Below are 17,487 nucleotides of genomic sequence, written 5' to 3'. Positions count from 1 at the left end.
TCAGGGGCCAGCCGCGCGGCCCAACATCCCTTCGCAACTACGCTACAATTGCGCCCTTGTCGTTCAGCACTGCTACAGGATCTTCCATGTCGGTTCCCTTCGTTCACCTGCGCGTCCACTCCGAATTCTCGCTGGTAGACGGCCTGGTGCGGATCAAACCGCTGGCCAAGGCACTGGCCGGGATGAACATGCCGGCAGTGGCCATTACCGACCAGAGCAACATGTGCTCGCTGGTCAAGTTCTACAAAACCGCCATGGGCGCAGGCATCAAGCCCATCTGCGGGGCCGACCTGTGGCTGGCCGGTGCAGACCCCGAAGCGCCGCTGTCGCGTATCTGTTTCCTGGCCATGAACCCTCAGGGTTACCGCAACCTCACCGAGCTGATTTCCCGTGGCTGGACCGACGGGCAGCGCAATGGCCTGGTGATTCTGCAACGTGAATGGATCGCCCCCGCCAGCGAAGGGCTGATTGCCCTGTCTGCCGGCCGTGAGGGTGACATCGGCATGGCGCTGCTGGCCGGTCGGCTCGATGAGGCCCAGGCCCTGCTGCAGGACTGGATGGGCATGTTCCCCGACCGGTTCTACGTTGAGCTGCAGCGTACCAACCGGCCTCGCGACGAAGACTATGTGCATGCTGCCGTGGCCCTTGCCGACCGGCTGGGCGCACCGCTGGTTGCCACCAACGATGTGAGGTTCATCAAGCAGTCCGACTTCGATGCCCACGAAACCCGGGTGTGTATCGGTGAAGGCTGGACCCTGGACGACCCGCGTCGCCCTCGGCTGTACAGCGACCAGCAGTACCTGAAGTCGGCCGACGAAATGGCGGCGCTGTTCAGCGACCTGCCGGACGCCATCGCCAACACCGTGGAAATCGCCAAGCGCTGCAATATCCAGGTGCAACTGGGCAAGTATTTCCTGCCGGACTTCCCGACGCCCAACGGCATGGGCATCGACGATTACCTGCGCCACGTGTCCCACGAGGGCCTCGAAGAGCGCCTGGCAGTGTTGTGGCCGAAGGACACCACGCCGGACTACGAAGAGAAGCGCCAGGTCTACCTGGACCGCCTGAAGTTCGAACTGGATATCATCATCCAGATGGGCTTCCCCGGTTACTTCCTGATCGTGATGGACTTCATCAAGTGGGCCAAGAACAACGGCGTGCCCGTGGGCCCCGGCCGGGGTTCGGGTGCGGGTTCGCTGGTGGCCTACGTACTGAAGATCACCGACCTGGACCCGCTGGCCTACGACCTGCTGTTCGAGCGCTTCCTCAACCCTGAACGTGTCTCCATGCCCGACTTCGACGTCGACTTCTGCATGGACGGCCGCGACCGGGTGATCGACTACGTGGCCGAAGCCTATGGCCGCAACGCGGTCAGCCAGATCATCACCTTCGGCACCATGGCGGCCAAGGCCGTGGTGCGGGATGTGGCGCGGGTGCAGGGCAAGTCTTACGGCCTGGCCGACCGCCTGTCGAAGATGATCCCGTTCGAAGTGGGCATGACCCTCGAGAAGGCCTACGAGCAGGAAGAGATCCTGCGCGATTTCCTCAAGGGGGACGAAGACGCCCGCGAAATCTGGGACATGGCGCTGAAGCTCGAAGGCGTCACCCGCGGTACCGGCAAGCACGCCGGGGGCGTGGTGATCGCGCCGACCAAGCTCACCGACTTCTCGCCCATCGCCTGTGATGAAGAGGGCGGCGGCCTAGTCACCCAGTTCGACAAGGATGATGTCGAAGCGGCCGGCCTGGTGAAGTTCGACTTCCTCGGCCTGCGTACGCTGACCATCATCAAGTGGGCGATGGAGATCATCAACCGCGAGCAGGCCAAGAAAAACCTGCCGGACTTGAACATCGACTTCATCCCGCTGGATGACCGCAAAACCTACGAGCTGCTGCAAAAAGCCGAAACCACGGCGGTGTTCCAGCTTGAATCCCGGGGCATGAAGGAGCTGATCAAGAAGCTCAAGCCCGACTGCCTGGAAGACCTCATCGCACTGGTGGCGCTGTTCCGCCCGGGCCCGCTGCAATCGGGCATGGTGGATGACTTCATCAACCGCAAGCACGGCCGTGCCGAACTGGCCTACCCGCACCCTGACTACCAGTACGACGGCCTGCAGCCGGTGCTGGCGCCCACCTACGGCATCATCCTGTATCAAGAGCAGGTGATGCAGATCGCCCAGGTGATGGCTGGCTATACCCTGGGCGGCGCTGACATGCTGCGCCGGGCGATGGGCAAGAAAAAACCCGAGGAAATGGCCAAGCAGCGCGGCGGTTTCATCGAGGGCTGTGCCAACAACGGTATCGATGGCGATCTTGCGGGTAACATCTTCGACCTGGTGGAGAAATTCGCCGGCTATGGCTTCAACAAGTCGCACTCCGCCGCCTACGGGCTGGTGTCTTACCAGACTGCCTGGCTGAAAACCCACCACCCGGCTGCATTCATGGCCGCCGTGTTGTCTGCGGACATGCACAACACCGACAAGGTGGTGGTGCTGGTGGAGGAAGTGCGCAGCATGAAGCTGCGCCTGGACGCCCCGGACGTGAACTTCTCCGATTTCAAGTTCACCGTCAACAATGATGGGCGCATCGTTTATGGCCTGGGTGCGATCAAGGGGGTGGGCGAAGGGCCGGTGGAGGCAATCGTCGAGGCACGTGCCGAAGGTGGTCCGTTCAAGGACCTGTTCGATTTCTGCGAGCGCATCGACCTCAAGCGCGTCAACAAGCGCACCCTCGATGCCCTGGTGCGCAGTGGCGCCCTCGACCGGCTTGGCCCGCACTTCCACGACGAGATCAAGGCCTACCACGCCCACATCGACATCAACCGGGCCATCCTGCTGGGGGCACTGGGCGAAGCGATCAAAGCCGCCGAGCAGACTGCCCGCACGGCAGACAGCGGTCACATCGACCTGTTCGGTGGCATGTTCGATGCGGTGGATGCCGACGTCTATGCCAACCACCGCAAGGCGCGGCCCCTCACACTCAAGGAGCGGCTCAAAGGCGAGAAGGACACCCTTGGGCTGTACCTGACCGGCCACCCGATCGACGAGTATGAAGCTGAGATCCGTCGTTTTGCGCGCCAGCGCATCATTGACCTCAAGCCTTCGCGCGATACCCAGACCATCGCGGGCATGATCATTGCCCTGCGGGTGATGAAGAACAAGAAGGGCGACAAGATGGGCTTCGTGACCCTGGATGATCGTTCCGCGCGCATCGAGGCATCATTGTTTGCCGATGCCTACATCACCGCCCAGTCTCTGCTGCAGACCGACGCCATGGTGGTGGTGGAAGGGGAGGTCAGCAACGATGACTTCTCGGGCGGCTTGCGCCTGCGGGTGAAGCAGGTCATGACCCTGGAAGACGCCCGTACCAAGCTGGCCGAGAGCCTGCGCCTGAAAGTGGCGCACGAGGCGCTCAAGGGCGACCGGCTGAAATGGCTGGGCGAGCTGATCACCCGCCACCGGGGTGCCTGCCCGATCACCCTGGAGTACACCGGCAGTGACGCCAAGGCCATGCTGCAGTTTGGCGAGCAGTGGGCAATCGACCCGGCCGATGGGTTGATTCAGACACTGCGTGACCAGTTCGGGCGTGAGAACGTCTTTCTGCAATATCGTTGAACCGACCAAATTTAATCTCGACCTGAATGCGCCTGATCCCTTAAGGTATGGCGCCAAACGGATCAACCGGCCGGCCGCCTGGCCGTAGACCCAAGACGGATGACTATGAACCCGAATTTTCTCGATTTCGAACAGCCGATTGCCGACCTGCAAGCCAAGATCGAAGGCCTGCGCCTGGTAGGCAACGACAATTCGCTGAATATCAGCGATGAAATTGCCCGTCTGCAAGACAAGAGCAATACCCTGACCGAAAGCATCTTCGGCAACCTCACCAGCTGGCAGATCGCTCGCCTGGCCCGTCACCCACGTCGTCCCTACACCCTGGACTACCTGGAACACATCTTCACCGAATTCGAAGAACTGCACGGCGATCGCCATTTCTCCGACGATGCTGCCATTGTTGGTGGTACTGCGCGCCTGGACGGCAAACCCGTGATGGTCATCGGCCATCAGAAAGGCCGCGAAGTGCGCGAGAAGGTGCGCCGCAACTTCGGCATGCCACGCCCCGAGGGCTACCGCAAGGCCTGCCGTCTGATGGAAATGGCCGAGCGCTTCCGCATGCCGATCCTGACCTTCATCGATACCCCGGGTGCCTACCCTGGCATCGACGCCGAAGAGCGCAACCAGAGCGAAGCCATCGCCTGGAACCTGCGCGTCATGGCCCGCCTGAAAACCCCGATCATCGCCACCGTGATCGGTGAGGGTGGTTCCGGCGGCGCGCTGGCCATTGGTGTGTGCGACCAGCTGAACATGCTGCAGTACTCCACCTACTCGGTGATCTCGCCTGAAGGCTGCGCCTCCATTCTATGGAAGACTGCCGACAAAGCGGCTGACGCGGCTGAAGCCATGGGTATCACCGCCGAGCGCCTGAAGAGCCTGAATATCGTCGACAAGGTCATCGAGGAGCCGCTGGGCGGCGCCCACCGCGACCCGGCTGCCATGTCTGAAAGCATTCGTGCCGACCTGGTGCAGCAGCTGGACATCCTGGGCAAGCTCGATCACGACGCGCTGCTGGCGCGTCGCTACGACCGCTTGATGAGCTACGGCGTCTGATTATTCCGGCTGTCAGGTAATGGCACCGGCGTTGCCGGTTATCGCGGGTGACCCCGCCTCTACAGACAGGTATTGCCTGTAGGGGCGGGGTCACCCGCGAGTGGTTTCAGAGGCCCTGATGATCGACCCAACCCCCTGGGTAACCGCCCCTCACTGGTACATCGCCTTTTCGGGTGGCCTGGATTCCACCGTCCTCCTGCACTGCCTGGCGGCTTACGCCCGCCAGCATTCGTGCCCACCGTTGTGCGCCGTTCACGTTCATCATGGCCTGCAGGCGGCTGCCGATGCCTGGCCTGCCCATTGCCAGCGCACCTGCGACCACCTGGGTGTCGAACTGCGCGTTATTCACGTCGACGTCGTGCGCGGCGCCAGCCTGGAACAAGCCGCCCGCGATGCGCGTTACGCCGCCTTTGAAGCGTTCATGGGGCAGGGTGACATCCTGTTCACCGGGCAGCACCTGGATGACCAGGCCGAGACTGTGCTGTTTCGGTTGTTGCGCGGCGCAGGCCTGCGGGGGCTGGCGGCCATGGCCAAACAGCGCGCGCTGGGGCAGGGGGTGCTGGTCAGGCCGCTGCTGGGCTGCCCCCGGGAGCAGTTGCAAGGCTATGCCAAGGCGCGTGGCCTGGCCTGGGTTGAAGACCCTTCCAACAGCGATCTCCAGTACGCTCGCAACTACCTGCGTGCTGAAGTGGTACCGGTGCTTGAGCGGCGCTGGCCCCAGGCCGGCCAGAGCCTCGCCCGCGCCGCCGAGCACCTGGGCGAAGCCTTGGGCTTGCTCGAAGAGCTGGCCCGGGCCGACCTGTCATCGGCCGCGCAAGGGGCACCGGGCACCTGGCCAGGGCTGGACTCGCTGGCGCTGGCCAGCCTGGGGGCGCTGTCGCCCGCGCGGCAGCGTAACGCCTTGGAATACTGGCTCAGCAGCCGTACCCGACTGCCCGATACGCGTCATTGGGCCGGGTGGGCAGATTTGCGCGACGCCGCAGCCGATGCCCAGCCCGTGTGGCGGCTTGCCGATGGGCAGCTGGTGCGCAGTCAGGGGCGTATCTGGTGGCTGAGTGGTGATTGGTTGCGACAGCCTGCAGGCGGCCTGAGCTGGGCGGATGCCGGGGCGCCTCTGGCGTTGCCTGGTAACGGCTGCGTGCGACTTGTTGGCGCAGCCGCGCTGGCAGGCCTGCGCATTGCCTACCGCCAGGGTGGCGAAGTGCTGGACGTCCCCGGGCGGGGGCGGCGTGATCTCAAGCGCCTGCTCAACGAGCTGCAAGTGCCGCACTTTCTGCGCGCGCGCCTGCCGTTGCTGTACCAGGGCGAGCAGCTGCTGGCGGTCGCCAACCTGCCAGGCCTGGGGCGGGGCGATTGCCAGCTGCAATGGCTACTGCCGAGCAACGCGCAAGGTTTGAGCTGATGGGTACATTCGGGTAGACTACCCTCCCTTCTTGATACAGCTTCTGTGGGTTCCGCGAAAACACAGGGGTTGCCGATTACCAAGCAGTTTTTTGCTGGGCTGATTCTGAGAAATGACGAGCGAGCTCCATGCCGGGGATACCCCTGGTCTGTACAGACGCGGCAGTTTTTCGAGATGCACTGTGATTGACGCAGGTGATCGGAGGCTTCGGCCTTCCTTCGCTTTCTCCGGCGGCGCTGGCCGCCTTAACGCAGACTTCTAGGGTTTTTCATGACGCGCTACATATTCGTCACGGGCGGTGTTGTTTCTTCATTGGGGAAAGGCATTGCCTCGGCTTCCCTGGCGGCCATCCTGGAAGCGCGGGGCCTGAAGGTCACCATGCTCAAGCTGGATCCGTACATCAACGTCGACCCAGGCACCATGAGCCCGTTCCAGCACGGTGAAGTATTCGTCACCCAGGACGGCGCCGAAACCGACCTGGACCTGGGCCATTACGAGCGGTTCATCCGCACGACCATGACCCAGAACAACAACTTCACCACGGGCCGGATCTACGAGCACGTGCTGCGCAAGGAGCGCCGTGGTGACTACCTGGGTGCCACCATCCAGGTCATTCCGCACATTACCGACGAAATCAAGCGTCGCATCATCAAGGGTGCCGGCGATGCCGACGTGGCCCTGGTGGAAATCGGCGGTACCGTGGGCGATATCGAGTCGCAACCGTTCCTTGAGGCCATCCGCCAGCTGCGCGTCGAAGTCGGCTCCAAGCGCGCCATGCTGATGCACCTTACCCTGGTGCCGTACATCGCCACCGCGGGCGAGACCAAGACCAAACCGACCCAGCATTCGGTGAAGGAACTGCGCTCCATCGGTCTGCAGCCCGATGTACTGATCTGCCGCTCCGACCACCCGGTCGATGCCTCGTCGCGCCGCAAGATCGCCCTGTTCACCAACGTTGAAGAGCGTGCGGTCATTTCGCTGGAAGACGTCGACACCATCTACAAGATCCCAGGCGTGCTGCATGCCCAGGGCCTGGACGATTTCGTCGTCGAGCGTTTCGGCCTGCAGTGCAACGGTGCCGACCTGTCCGAGTGGGACAAGGTGGTGGACGCCAAGCTCAACCCTGAGCATGAAGTCACCATCGCCATGGTCGGCAAGTACATGGAGCTGCTGGATGCGTACAAGTCGCTGATCGAAGCGATGAGCCACGCCGGCATCACCAACCGTACCAAGGTCAACCTGCGCTACATCGACTCCGAAGACATCGAAAACCAGGGCACCAGCCTACTCGAAGGCGCCGATGCCATCCTGGTGCCGGGCGGTTTCGGCCTGCGCGGCGTGGAAGGCAAGATCACCGCGGTGCAGTACGCCCGTGAGAACAAGGTACCGTACCTGGGCATCTGCCTGGGCATGCAGGTGGCCGTGATCGAGTTTGCCCGTAATGTGATGGGCTGGAAAGACGCTAACTCCACCGAGTTCGACCGCAACAGCGGCCACCCGGTCGTGGGCCTGATCACCGAGTGGGCTGATGCCACCGGCGCGGTCGAAACCCGCAGCGAAGCGTCCGACCTGGGCGGCACCATGCGCCTGGGTGCACAGGACTGCCAACTGGCAGCCGGCTCCAACGTGCACGATTGCTACGGCAAGGATGTGATCACCGAGCGTCACCGCCACCGCTATGAAGTGAACAATAACCTGCTGCCGCAACTGGTCGATGCTGGCCTGGTGGTATCCGGCCGTTCCGAAGACGGCGCGCTGGTGGAAGTGGTTGAATCCAAGGATCACCCATGGTTCGTTGCCTGCCAGTTCCACCCGGAATTCACCTCCACCCCGCGTGACGGCCACCCGTTGTTCAGTGGTTTCGTGAAAGCGGCCCTCGCCCAGAAGAACAAGGCCTGATCCATGACCCAGAAGATCATCCGCGTCGGTAACATCGAGATCGCCAACGACAAGCCGTTTGTGCTGTTTGGCGGCATGAACGTGCTGGAATCCCGCGACCTGGCCATGAAGGTGTGCGAAGAATACGTACGGGTTACCGACAAGCTCGGTATCCCCTATGTGTTCAAGGCCAGCTTCGACAAGGCCAACCGGTCCTCGGTCAGTTCTTACCGTGGGCCTGGCATGGAAGAAGGGCTGAAGATCTTCGAAGAGATCAAGCGCACCTTCAATGTGCCGGTGATTACCGACGTGCATGAGCCCTACCAGGCCGAGCCGGTGGCCCAGGTTTGCGACATCATCCAGTTGCCTGCCTTCCTGTCGCGCCAGACCGACTTGGTGGTGGCCATGGCCCGCAGTGGCGCAGTGATCAACATCAAGAAGGCCCAGTTCCTCGCGCCTCAGGAAATGAAACACATCCTGGCCAAGTGTGAAGAGGCCGGTAACGATCAGTTGATCCTCTGCGAGCGTGGTTCGAGCTTCGGCTACAACAACCTGGTCGTGGACATGCTCGGCTTCGGCATCATGAAGCAGTTCCAGTACCCGGTGTTCTTCGACGTGACCCACGCCCTGCAAATGCCGGGTGGTCGCGCCGATTCCGCAGGCGGGCGCCGCGCCCAGGTCACCGACCTGGCCAAGGCCGGCATGAGCCAGGGCCTGGCGGGGCTATTCCTCGAAGCCCACCCGGACCCGGACAACGCCAAGTGCGACGGCCCCTGTGCCCTGCGCCTGGACAAGCTGGAGCCATTCCTGGCCCAGCTCAAGCAACTGGACGACCTGGTGAAAAGTTTTCCGACGGTAGAAACCGCCTAAAGCGCGTTTCTCGGGTAAAGTAGCGCCCGACCTACCCCTGACCATTCGGTCAGGGGCTCCCTTCGCCGGGCCTGCCATCGCAAACCCTCCCGGCGAACGGCAAGAATTCCCTAAGCTGCGTTGTTTTCGTCAATTCTGGAGTGCTTACAACAATGGCAAAAATCGTCGACATCAAAGGTCGTGAAGTTCTCGATTCGCGTGGCAACCCCACCGTGGAAGCCGATGTACTGCTCGACAACGGCATCATCGGCAGCGCTTGTGCGCCGTCCGGTGCTTCCACCGGCTCGCGCGAAGCGCTGGAGCTGCGTGATGGCGACAAGAGCCGTTACCTGGGCAAAGGCGTGTTGAAGGCTGTCGCCAACATCAACGGCCCGATTCGCGAGCTGCTGCTGGGCAAGGACCCTTCCGACCAGAAGGCCCTGGACCATGCCATGATCGAACTCGACGGCACCGAGAACAAGGCCAAGCTGGGCGCCAACGCCATCCTCGCCGTGTCGCTGGCTGCCGCCAAGGCTGCCGCCCAGGACCAGGACCTGCCGCTGTACGCGCACATTGCCAACCTCAACGGCACCCCAGGCCAGTACTCCATGCCGGTGCCGATGATGAACATCATCAACGGCGGCGAGCATGCCGACAACAACGTCGACATCCAGGAGTTCATGGTCCAGCCGGTTGGCGCCAAGACCTTCTCCGACGGGCTGCGCATGGGCACCGAGATCTTCCACCACCTCAAGGCCGTGCTCAAGGCACGTGGCCTGAACACTGCTGTGGGTGATGAAGGTGGTTTCGCGCCTAACCTGGCGTCCAACGAAGATGCCCTGGGTGCCATCGCTGAAGCTGTCGAAAAAGCCGGCTACAAGCTGGGTACCGATGTGACCCTGGCCCTGGACTGTGCAGCTTCCGAATTCTACGAAGACGGCAAGTACAACCTGTCGGGCGAAGGCAAGTCGTTCGACGCCGAAGGCTTTGCCGAGTACCTCAAGGGCCTGACCGAGCGCTTCCCGATCATCTCCATCGAAGATGGCCTGGACGAATCGGACTGGGCGGGCTGGAAGATCCTCACCGACAAGATCGGCAGCAAAGTGCAGTTGGTGGGCGACGACCTGTTCGTGACCAACACCAAGATCCTCAAGGAAGGCATCGAGAAGGGTATCGGTAACTCGATCCTGATCAAGTTCAACCAGATCGGCTCGCTGACCGAGACCTTGGAAGCCATCCAGATGGCCAAGGCTGCAGGCTACACCGCAGTCATCTCGCACCGCTCCGGCGAAACCGAAGACTCCACCATCGCCGACCTGGCCGTGGGTACCGCTGCAGGTCAGATCAAGACTGGCTCGCTGTGCCGCTCCGACCGCGTCTCGAAGTACAACCAGCTGCTGCGCATCGAAGAGCAACTGGGTGCCAAGGCGGTATACCGTGGTCGTGCCGAGTTTCGCGCCTAAGCAAGAGATGGTAAAAAGGCAGCAGCCGCCGCTGCAGGCACACGCGTACTGAATGTGCCTGTAGCCCAACGGGTTTCTGTTTACGAAGCCTGGCCTCGGCCAGGCTTTGTGCTATCCGAGCCCCTGAACCGACAGGGTCTTTCAACCTGGATATCTTGATGCGCAGTCCTTATTGGTTGTTCCTGGTCCTGCTTTTGCTGCTGGGTGGCCTGCAGTACCGCTTGTGGGTGGGCAATGGCAGCCTGGCGCAGGTGGCCGAGCTCAAGCAGCAGATCGAAGAGCAGCACGCCGAAAACGAGCGCCTGCTCGAGCGTAACCGCGTGCTCGATGCCGAAGTGCTGGAGCTGAAGAAGGGCATGGAGACCGTCGAAGAACGGGCTCGTCATGAATTGGGAATGGTCAAGGAGGGCGAGACCCTCTTCCAGTTGCCGCAGAAATGAACGCGCATCTACCGGCCTTCTGGGCCGTGATCCCGGCTGCCGGCGTGGGTGCCCGCATGGCTGCCGACCGCCCCAAGCAATACCTTGAGCTGGCCGGCAAGACTATTCTTGAGCACAGCCTCGACTGTTTCCTGGGCCACCCCACGTTAAGCGGGGTGGTGGTGAGTGTTGCCGAAGATGACCCCTATTGGCCTGGCCTGCCGTGTGCCAATGACGCGCGCATACGGCGCGCCGATGGCGGTCGTGAGCGTGCGGACTCGGTGCTGAATGCTTTGTTGCTGCTGCATGCCCAGGGGGCCTCGGACAGCGACTGGGTGCTGGTCCACGATGCGGCGCGGCCGAACCTTGCACGCAGCGACCTGGACAAGTTGTTGTCGGAGCTGGCAGACGACCCGGTGGGGGGGCTGCTGGCGGTGCCGGCGCGCGACACCCTCAAGCGTGCCGACAGCGATGGCCGGGTGAGCGCTACCGTGGACCGCAGCACCATCTGGCAGGCTTACACGCCGCAGATGTTCCGCCTTGGGGCATTGCACCGGGCGTTGGCCGAGTGCCTGGTGTCTGATGTGGTAGTGACCGATGAGGCCTCGGCCATCGAATGGTCCGGCCAGGCGCCGAGGCTGGTCGAAGGGCGCAGTGACAACATCAAGGTCACGCGCCCCGAAGACCTGGAATGGTTGCGCCAGCGCTGGGCGGGTAGGCGCTGATGGTCGCCAGTATTAGCAGCACACCCCTTCAGCCGAAACGATACTCCGGCAACCCCGTCAACCCTTGCTTCAGGTAATCCACCAACCGCCGCACCTTCGGCGACAAGTGCCGTTGCTGTGGATACAGCGCCCACACTGCCGTATTCGGCGGCTGGTGTGCCTCCAGCAGTGACACCAGCGCCCCAGTGTTCAGGTGCTCCAGCACGTAGTAGTCCGGCAACTGGCACAACCCGATCCCCTGCAGCGCAGCATCCAGCACTGCCTGCCCGCTGTTGCAGCGCCAGTTGCCTTGCACCCGTTGGCTGAGCTCGCGCCCTTCCAGCTGCAGCGCCCACACGTCCGAGCTGCCGATCAGGCAGTTGTGGCGGGCGAGCTCGGACACGCTGTGTGGCCTGCCGTAGCGTTCAAGGTAGGCGGGTGAGGCACACAGGTACATGCGCCGTGGCGCCAGGCGCGTGGCCACCAGGCGAGAGTCGGCCAGGCGGCCCAGCCTTATCGCCAGGTCCATGCCGTGATGCACCAGGTCGAGGGTGTGGTTGCTCAGTTCCACGTCCACCCGCAACTGCGGGTACAGGGCCATGAAACGCGTCACCAGCGGCACGATAAACCGCTCGCCATACGCCACCGCGCAGGTCATGCGCAGCAGCCCCTTGGGCTCGCTGGCCAGGTCACCCATGGCGCGCAGCGCTTCCTCGCGGCCGTCTTGCAGGCGCTGGCAATGCTGCAAAAAGGTCTGCCCCGCCTCCGTCAGCGTCACCCGGCGGGTACTGCGGTACAGCAGGCGTGTTTGTACGCGCTCTTCAAGGCGGGCGATCTGGCGGCTCACATGGGATGACGAAACCCCCAGGCGTTCGGCCGCCGCCGTGAACTGGCCAGACTCGGCCACCGCAACGAATTCGTCTATGCCTTCCCAACGGCTAAGCATTGATTGTCCCTGTGCAGCAATAATGTTTTGAGCCGAGGCTGATTATTCATCAAATCAAGGTGAATTACACTGCAGGCCATTGTTCAACACCTGTATGGAGACCTTTGATGATCAAGTCCCGCGCTGCCGTAGCCTTCGAAGCCAAGAAACCGTTGGAGATCGTCGAAGTCGACGTGGCCATGCCCAAGGCCGGGGAAGTGCTGCTGCGCGTTGTCGCCAGCGGCGTTTGCCATACCGACGCCTACACATTGTCGGGCGCCGACCCGGAGGGCATCTTCCCGTCGATTCTGGGCCATGAAGGTGGCGCAATCGTCGAAGCGGTAGGCGAGGGCGTCACCTCGGTTGCCGTTGGTGACCACGTAATCCCGCTGTACACCCCTGAATGCGGCAAGTGCAAGTTCTGCCTGTCGGGCAAGACCAACCTGTGCCAGGCCATTCGTGCCACCCAAGGCAAGGGCCTGATGCCAGACGGCACCACGCGTTTCTCGTACAAAGGCCAGCCACTGTTCCATTACATGGGCACTTCGACCTTCTCCGAGTACACGGTGCTGCCGGAAATCTCTGTGGCCAAGATCCAGAAAGAAGCCCCGCTGGAGAAGGTCTGCCTGCTGGGCTGTGGCGTTACCACCGGCATCGGCGCGGTGTTGAACACCGCCAAGGTCAAGCCGGGTGATACCGTCGCGGTCTTCGGCCTGGGCGGCATCGGCCTGTCGGCGATCATCGGCGCGGTCAAGGCCAAGGCCTCGCGCATCATCGCCATCGACATCAACCCGGCCAAGTTCGAGATCGCTCGCCAGCTGGGTGCTACCGATTGCATCAACCCGAAGGAGTACGACCGCCCGATCCAGGAAGTCATTGTGGACCTCACCGACGGCGGCGTGGACTTCTCCTTCGAGTGCATTGGCAATGTCCAGCTGATGCGTGCGGCGCTGGAGTGCTGCCACAAGGGCTGGGGGGAGTCGGTGATCATCGGCGTCGCCGGCGCCGGGCAGGAAATTGCCACCCGTCCGTTCCAGCTGGTTACCGGCCGGGTATGGCGCGGTTCGGCGTTCGGTGGGGTGCGCGGGCGCAGCGAGCTGCCGAGCTACGTCGAGATGTCGCAGAACGGCGAGATTCCGCTGGACACCTTCATTACCCACACAATGGGCCTGGAAGACATCAACAAGGCGTTCGACCTGATGCATGAAGGCAAGAGCATTCGCAGCGTCATTCACTTCTGAGGTTTGCCATGAGCCTGGACAACATCTCCTGCCAGAAAAGCTTCGGCGGCTGGCACAAGCGTTACCGGCATCACTCCAAGGTGCTGGGCTGCGACATGGTGTTCGCTGTGTACCTGCCGCCACAAGCGGAGCAGGGCGCCAAGCTGCCGGTGCTGTACTGGCTAAGCGGCCTGACCTGCACCGACGAGAACTTCATGCAGAAGGCCGGTGCCCAGCGCCTGGCTGCGGAGCTTGGGTTGATCATTGTGGCGCCCGATACCAGCCCGCGTGGCGAGCAGGTACCGGGCGACCCCGACGGTGCCTGGGACTTCGGCCTGGGCGCCGGGTTCTACCTGAATGCTACCCAGCAACCCTGGGCCCAGCACTACCGCATGCATGACTATGTGGTGCAGGAGTTGCCCGCGCTGATCGAGGCACACTTCCCCGCGTCGGGGGAGCGCAGCATCAGTGGCCATTCCATGGGCGGGCACGGCGCGCTGGTGTGCGCCTTGCGCAACCCGGGGCGCTACCGCGCGGTATCGGCGTTTTCACCCATCAGCAACCCCATGGATTGCCCATGGGGCGAGAAGGCGTTCAGCCGCTACCTGGGGGAAGACCGCGCCCGCTGGCGCGAGTGGGACGCCAGCGTGCTGCTGGCCGAAACCCTGGCCGGGCAGTGCCCACCGTTGCTGGTGGACCAGGGCGACCGCGATGATTTCCTGGAAAAGCAGCTCAAGCCTGAAGCACTCGAGCAGGCTGCGCGCAAAGGCGGTCACGACCTGACCTTGCGCCTGCAACCTGGCTATGACCACAGTTATTACTTCATTGCCAGTTTCATCGAGGACCACCTGCGCCATCACGCCGCGGCATTGGGGCGCTAGCCTGCAAATACAGGTAGAATCACGCCCTGACTCATTCAGGGCGTTTTTCTATGCGTATTGGCCACGGCTACGATGTGCACCGTTTCTGCGACGGTGCTTTCATTACCCTGGGCGGGGTGCGTATCCCCCACAAATACGGCCTTCTGGCCCACTCTGATGGCGACGTGCTGCTGCACGCCGTGAGCGATGCGCTGCTCGGTGCTGCGGCCCTGGGCGATATCGGCAAGCACTTCCCCGACACTGACCCGCAGTTCAAGGGCGCGGACAGCCGTGTGCTGCTGCGCCATGTGCTGAGTGTGGTCCAGGCCAAGGGTTGGAAGGTGGGCAATGTGGATGCCACCATCGTCGCCCAGGCGCCCAAGATGGCGCCGCATATCGACACCATGCGCCAACTGCTGGCCGACGACCTGCAGGTTGGCCTCGATCAGGTCAACGTCAAGGCCACTACCACCGAAAAACTGGGCTTCGCAGGCCGCGAGGAGGGGATTGCCGTGCATTCGGTTGCCCTGCTGCTGCCAGCATGACCGAACAGGAACTGCTGGGCCCGCGCGCATCGGGCGAACCCCTGGGCAGCGCCGTACTCAAGGCGGTAGCTGAAGACTTCCAGGTGGATGAAGTGCTGGATATTCCGTTGTCCGGGCAGGGCGAACACCTGTGGCTATGGGTGGAAAAGCGCGACCTCAACACCGAGGAGGCCGCTCGCCGCCTGGCCCGTGCTGCGGGTGTGCCAGCGCGTGCTATCAGCTACGCCGGGCTCAAGGACCGCCAGGCGCTGACCCGCCAGTGGTTCAGCCTGCACTTGCCTGGCAAGGCCGACCCGGACCTTTCGCGGGCCGAAGATGCCAGCCTGCGCGTGCTCAAGCAGGTGCGCCACCAGCGCAAGTTGCAGCGTGGCGCCCACTCCGCCAACGGTTTCACCTTGCGCCTCACGGCCCTCAAGGCAGATCACCAGGCCATCGATGCGCGTTTGGCGCTGCTCAAGCAGCAAGGGGTGCCCAACTACTTCGGTACCCAGCGCTTCGGTCACGGCGGTGGCAATGTGCAGGATGCCCTCGAGTGGGCGGCACGCAAGGCCCTGCCCGAGCAGCGCAACGTGCGCTCGCGGTTGCTCTCGGCCGGGCGCAGCTATCTGTTCAACCAGGTGCTGGCTGCGCGCGTGGCCCAAGGCAACTGGGACCAGGCGCAGGTAGGCGATTTGCTGGCCTTCACCGATAGCCGCAGTTTCTTCCCGGCGGGTGAGGCCGAATGCAGTGACCCACGGCTGGCGGTGCTCGACCTGCACCCCACCGGCCCGTTGTGGGGCGAAGGCGCGTCACCCGCTGCTGGCGCCTGCGCAGACTTGGAAAATGCCATCGCCGCGCGTCAGCCAGCACTCTGCCACTGGTTGTCGCAGGCGGGCATGGATCACGAACGGCGCATCATGCGGCTCCCTATTGGCGGCCTGACGTGGCATTATCCCGAGCCTGATATCCTGCAACTGGAATTCGTCCTTCCGGCCGGATGCTTCGCCACCGTAGTAGTGCGCGAAGTGGTGGATCTGGTGCCGGCAGGGCAGACGGACAGCCCATGCGTATTCTGATTTCGAACGACGATGGTGTTACTGCACCCGGCATCGCCGCGCTGCACGCTGCGCTGGCGGATTACGCCGAGTGCACGGTAATCGCCCCTGACCAGGACAAGAGCGGCGCCGGCAGTTCGCTGACGCTGGACCGCCCGCTGCATCCCGTGACCCTGGCCAATGGCTTCATCAGCCTCAATGGCACGCCCACCGACTGTGTGCACCTGGGGCTCAACGGCCTGTTGCCTCAGGCGCCCGACATGGTGGTGTCAGGCATCAACCTGGGCGCCAACCTGGGCGATGACGTGCTGTACTCCGGCACGGTCGCAGCGGCGCTCGAGGGGCGTTTCCTGGGTGGCACATCGCTTGCTTTCTCGCTGCTGTCTCGCCAGCCCGACAATTTGCCGGCTGCCGCCCACATCGCCCGTCGTTTGGTAGAGGCACAGTCGCGCCTGGTGTTGCCACCGCGTACCGTGCTCAACGTCAACATCCCCAATCTGCCGCTGGAGCGCATCCGCGGCATCCAGCTGACCCGCTTGGGGCACCGGGCCCGGGCGGCGGCCCCTACCAAGGTGGTCAACCCGCGTGGCAAGGAAGGCTACTGGATCGCCGTGGCCGGTGACGCCGAGGATGGCGGCCCGGGTACCGACTTCCATGCGGTCATGCAGGGGTATGTGTCAATAACGCCGCTGCAGTTGGACCGCACCTTCAGTGATGCCTTCGAGCAGCTCGATGGCTGGCTGGAGGGGCTGCTTTGATGCGCGAAGACGATATGCTGCGGCGCGGTATCGGCATGACCTCCCAGCGCACCCGGGAGCGGCTTATCCAGCGCCTGTGTGAAGAGGGTGTATCGAACACCCAGGTGCTGGATGTCATCCGTCGCACGCCCCGTCACCTGTTCGTTGACGAGGCCCTGGCCCACCGGGCCTATGAAGACACCGCGCTACCGATCGGGCACAACCAGACCATCTCGCAACCGTTCATGGTCGCGCACATGAGCGAGTTGCTGCTCGAAGCCGGGCCGTTGGACAAGGTGCTGGAGATCGGCACCGGCTCGGGTTACCAGACCGCCGTGCTGGCGCAACTGGTGGAGCGGGTTTTCTCGGTTGAGCGCATCAAGGTGCTACAGGATCGCGCCAAGGAGCGTCTGGTTGAGTTGAGCCTGCGCAACGTGGTGTTCCGCTGGGGCGATGGCTGTGAGGGCTGGCCGGCGTTGGCGCCCTACAACGGTATCATCGTGACGGCGGTGGCGCCGGAAGTGCCCCAGGCGTTGCTGGACCAGCTGGCACCCGGTGGGCGCATGGTGATCCCTGTGGGGCCTGCCGGCGAGGCTCAGCAGCTGATGCTGATCGTGCGTGAAGAACATGGCTTCTCGCGCCGGGTTTTGGGCGCGGTGCGTTTCGTGCCTTTGCTGAATGGGCCTGTGGCCTGAGCCGCCGGCCTTACCGGCGGGCTATTTTTACAACAGCAGCGAATTCTTGCCGCGTCGTCCTGTCTATCAGGCGGTACGCACAGGTTGCGCCG

15 protein-coding genes are annotated in these 17,487 nt (G+C 63.1%); 14 read left to right on the top strand and 1 reads right to left on the bottom strand.

The window, feature by feature from the left end:
• Positions 1–86 precede the first annotated feature (86 nt).
• The 8 genes from dnaE (at position 87) to ispD (ending at position 11,400) form a co-directional block, all read left to right on the top strand.
• Entirely contained in the window at positions 87–3,611 is a 3,525-nt protein-coding gene (gene dnaE, locus PPA02S_RS08585) for a DNA polymerase III subunit alpha (protein ID WP_028634994.1), read from the top strand.
• Positions 3,612–3,716: 105 nt separating this feature from the next.
• Complete coding sequence (locus PPA02S_RS08580) at positions 3,717–4,664, top strand: acetyl-CoA carboxylase carboxyltransferase subunit alpha (protein ID WP_028634995.1); 948 nt, start codon at positions 3,717–3,719, stop codon at positions 4,662–4,664.
• A 118-nt stretch (positions 4,665–4,782) separates the two neighbouring features.
• Positions 4,783–6,066 (top strand): tRNA lysidine(34) synthetase TilS, encoded by a 1,284-nt coding sequence (gene tilS / locus PPA02S_RS08575; protein WP_028634996.1) that lies wholly within the window; start codon positions 4,783–4,785, stop codon positions 6,064–6,066.
• 270 nt (positions 6,067–6,336) lie between these two features.
• Positions 6,337–7,965, top strand: a complete 1,629-nt coding sequence (pyrG, locus tag PPA02S_RS08570; protein WP_028634997.1) for a CTP synthase — start codon at positions 6,337–6,339, stop codon at positions 7,963–7,965.
• Positions 7,966–7,968: 3 nt separating this feature from the next.
• Complete coding sequence (kdsA, locus tag PPA02S_RS08565) at positions 7,969–8,814, top strand: 3-deoxy-8-phosphooctulonate synthase (protein WP_028634998.1); 846 nt, start codon at positions 7,969–7,971, stop codon at positions 8,812–8,814.
• 152 nt (positions 8,815–8,966) lie between these two features.
• On the top strand, positions 8,967–10,256 hold the full coding sequence (eno, locus tag PPA02S_RS08560; protein ID WP_028634999.1) for a phosphopyruvate hydratase: 1,290 nt from the start codon (positions 8,967–8,969) through the stop codon (positions 10,254–10,256).
• A gap of 158 nt (positions 10,257–10,414) precedes the next feature.
• Positions 10,415–10,696, top strand: a complete 282-nt coding sequence (ftsB, locus tag PPA02S_RS08555; protein ID WP_028635000.1) for a cell division protein FtsB — start codon at positions 10,415–10,417, stop codon at positions 10,694–10,696.
• On the top strand, positions 10,693–11,400 hold the full coding sequence (ispD, locus tag PPA02S_RS08550) for a 2-C-methyl-D-erythritol 4-phosphate cytidylyltransferase (RefSeq protein ID WP_028635001.1): 708 nt from the start codon (positions 10,693–10,695) through the stop codon (positions 11,398–11,400). Before ftsB ends, ispD begins: the two co-directional genes overlap by 4 nt.
• 28 nt (positions 11,401–11,428) lie before the next feature.
• Here ispD and PPA02S_RS08545 read toward each other — a convergent pair whose 3' ends face one another.
• Positions 11,429–12,325 (bottom strand): LysR substrate-binding domain-containing protein, encoded by an 897-nt coding sequence (locus PPA02S_RS08545; protein ID WP_028635002.1) that lies wholly within the window; start codon positions 12,323–12,325, stop codon positions 11,429–11,431.
• A 107-nt stretch (positions 12,326–12,432) separates the two neighbouring features.
• Between PPA02S_RS08545 and PPA02S_RS08540 the strand changes: the two genes are divergently transcribed.
• Genes PPA02S_RS08540 through PPA02S_RS08515 form a run of 6 tightly spaced genes read left to right on the top strand, consistent with a single transcriptional unit; the run spans position 12,433 to position 17,395 of the window.
• On the top strand, positions 12,433–13,545 hold the full coding sequence (locus PPA02S_RS08540; RefSeq protein WP_028635003.1) for an S-(hydroxymethyl)glutathione dehydrogenase/class III alcohol dehydrogenase: 1,113 nt from the start codon (positions 12,433–12,435) through the stop codon (positions 13,543–13,545).
• 8 nt (positions 13,546–13,553) lie between these two features.
• Entirely contained in the window at positions 13,554–14,405 is an 852-nt protein-coding gene (gene fghA / locus PPA02S_RS08535; RefSeq protein ID WP_028635004.1) for an S-formylglutathione hydrolase, read from the top strand.
• 50 nt (positions 14,406–14,455) lie between these two features.
• The gene (gene ispF, locus PPA02S_RS08530) at positions 14,456–14,929 is read left to right on the top strand and encodes a 2-C-methyl-D-erythritol 2,4-cyclodiphosphate synthase (RefSeq protein ID WP_028635005.1); all 474 of its coding nucleotides are present in this window, start codon (positions 14,456–14,458) and stop codon (positions 14,927–14,929) included.
• On the top strand, positions 14,926–15,984 hold the full coding sequence (truD, locus tag PPA02S_RS08525; protein ID WP_028635006.1) for a tRNA pseudouridine(13) synthase TruD: 1,059 nt from the start codon (positions 14,926–14,928) through the stop codon (positions 15,982–15,984). Before ispF ends, truD begins: the two co-directional genes overlap by 4 nt.
• Positions 15,972–16,721 (top strand): 5'/3'-nucleotidase SurE, encoded by a 750-nt coding sequence (gene surE / locus PPA02S_RS08520; protein WP_028635007.1) that lies wholly within the window; start codon positions 15,972–15,974, stop codon positions 16,719–16,721. The genes truD and surE overlap by 13 nt, the downstream gene beginning before the upstream one ends.
• Before the next feature lie 35 nt (positions 16,722–16,756).
• The gene (locus PPA02S_RS08515; RefSeq protein ID WP_161629595.1) at positions 16,757–17,395 is read left to right on the top strand and encodes a protein-L-isoaspartate(D-aspartate) O-methyltransferase; all 639 of its coding nucleotides are present in this window, start codon (positions 16,757–16,759) and stop codon (positions 17,393–17,395) included.
• The last annotated feature ends 92 nt before the right edge of the window (positions 17,396–17,487 follow it).

Source organism: Pseudomonas parafulva NBRC 16636 = DSM 17004 (assembly GCF_000730645.1).
GTDB classification, from domain to species: Bacteria; Pseudomonadota; Gammaproteobacteria; order Pseudomonadales; family Pseudomonadaceae; genus Aquipseudomonas; species Aquipseudomonas parafulva.
The sequence above is the reverse complement of the archived record's forward strand: the minus strand, read 5'-3'. Positions and strand labels throughout refer to the sequence as shown.

Coding starts and splice junctions, on each gene's coding strand:
- ispD (WP_028635001.1), top strand. CDS start 10,693: ATGAACGCGCATCTACCGGCCTTCTGGGCCGTGATCCCGGCTGCCGGC.
- pyrG (WP_028634997.1), top strand. CDS start 6,337: ATGACGCGCTACATATTCGTCACGGGCGGTGTTGTTTCTTCATTGGGG.
- PPA02S_RS08545 (WP_028635002.1), bottom strand. CDS start 12,325: ATGCTTAGCCGTTGGGAAGGCATAGACGAATTCGTTGCGGTGGCCGAG.
- PPA02S_RS08515 (WP_161629595.1), top strand. CDS start 16,757: ATGACCTCCCAGCGCACCCGGGAGCGGCTTATCCAGCGCCTGTGTGAA.
- kdsA (WP_028634998.1), top strand. CDS start 7,969: ATGACCCAGAAGATCATCCGCGTCGGTAACATCGAGATCGCCAACGAC.
- truD (WP_028635006.1), top strand. CDS start 14,926: ATGACCGAACAGGAACTGCTGGGCCCGCGCGCATCGGGCGAACCCCTG.
- PPA02S_RS08580 (WP_028634995.1), top strand. CDS start 3,717: ATGAACCCGAATTTTCTCGATTTCGAACAGCCGATTGCCGACCTGCAA.
- tilS (WP_028634996.1), top strand. CDS start 4,783: ATGATCGACCCAACCCCCTGGGTAACCGCCCCTCACTGGTACATCGCC.
- surE (WP_028635007.1), top strand. CDS start 15,972: ATGCGTATTCTGATTTCGAACGACGATGGTGTTACTGCACCCGGCATC.
- ftsB (WP_028635000.1), top strand. CDS start 10,415: ATGCGCAGTCCTTATTGGTTGTTCCTGGTCCTGCTTTTGCTGCTGGGT.
- PPA02S_RS08540 (WP_028635003.1), top strand. CDS start 12,433: ATGATCAAGTCCCGCGCTGCCGTAGCCTTCGAAGCCAAGAAACCGTTG.
- eno (WP_028634999.1), top strand. CDS start 8,967: ATGGCAAAAATCGTCGACATCAAAGGTCGTGAAGTTCTCGATTCGCGT.
- dnaE (WP_028634994.1), top strand. CDS start 87: ATGTCGGTTCCCTTCGTTCACCTGCGCGTCCACTCCGAATTCTCGCTG.
- ispF (WP_028635005.1), top strand. CDS start 14,456: ATGCGTATTGGCCACGGCTACGATGTGCACCGTTTCTGCGACGGTGCT.
- fghA (WP_028635004.1), top strand. CDS start 13,554: ATGAGCCTGGACAACATCTCCTGCCAGAAAAGCTTCGGCGGCTGGCAC.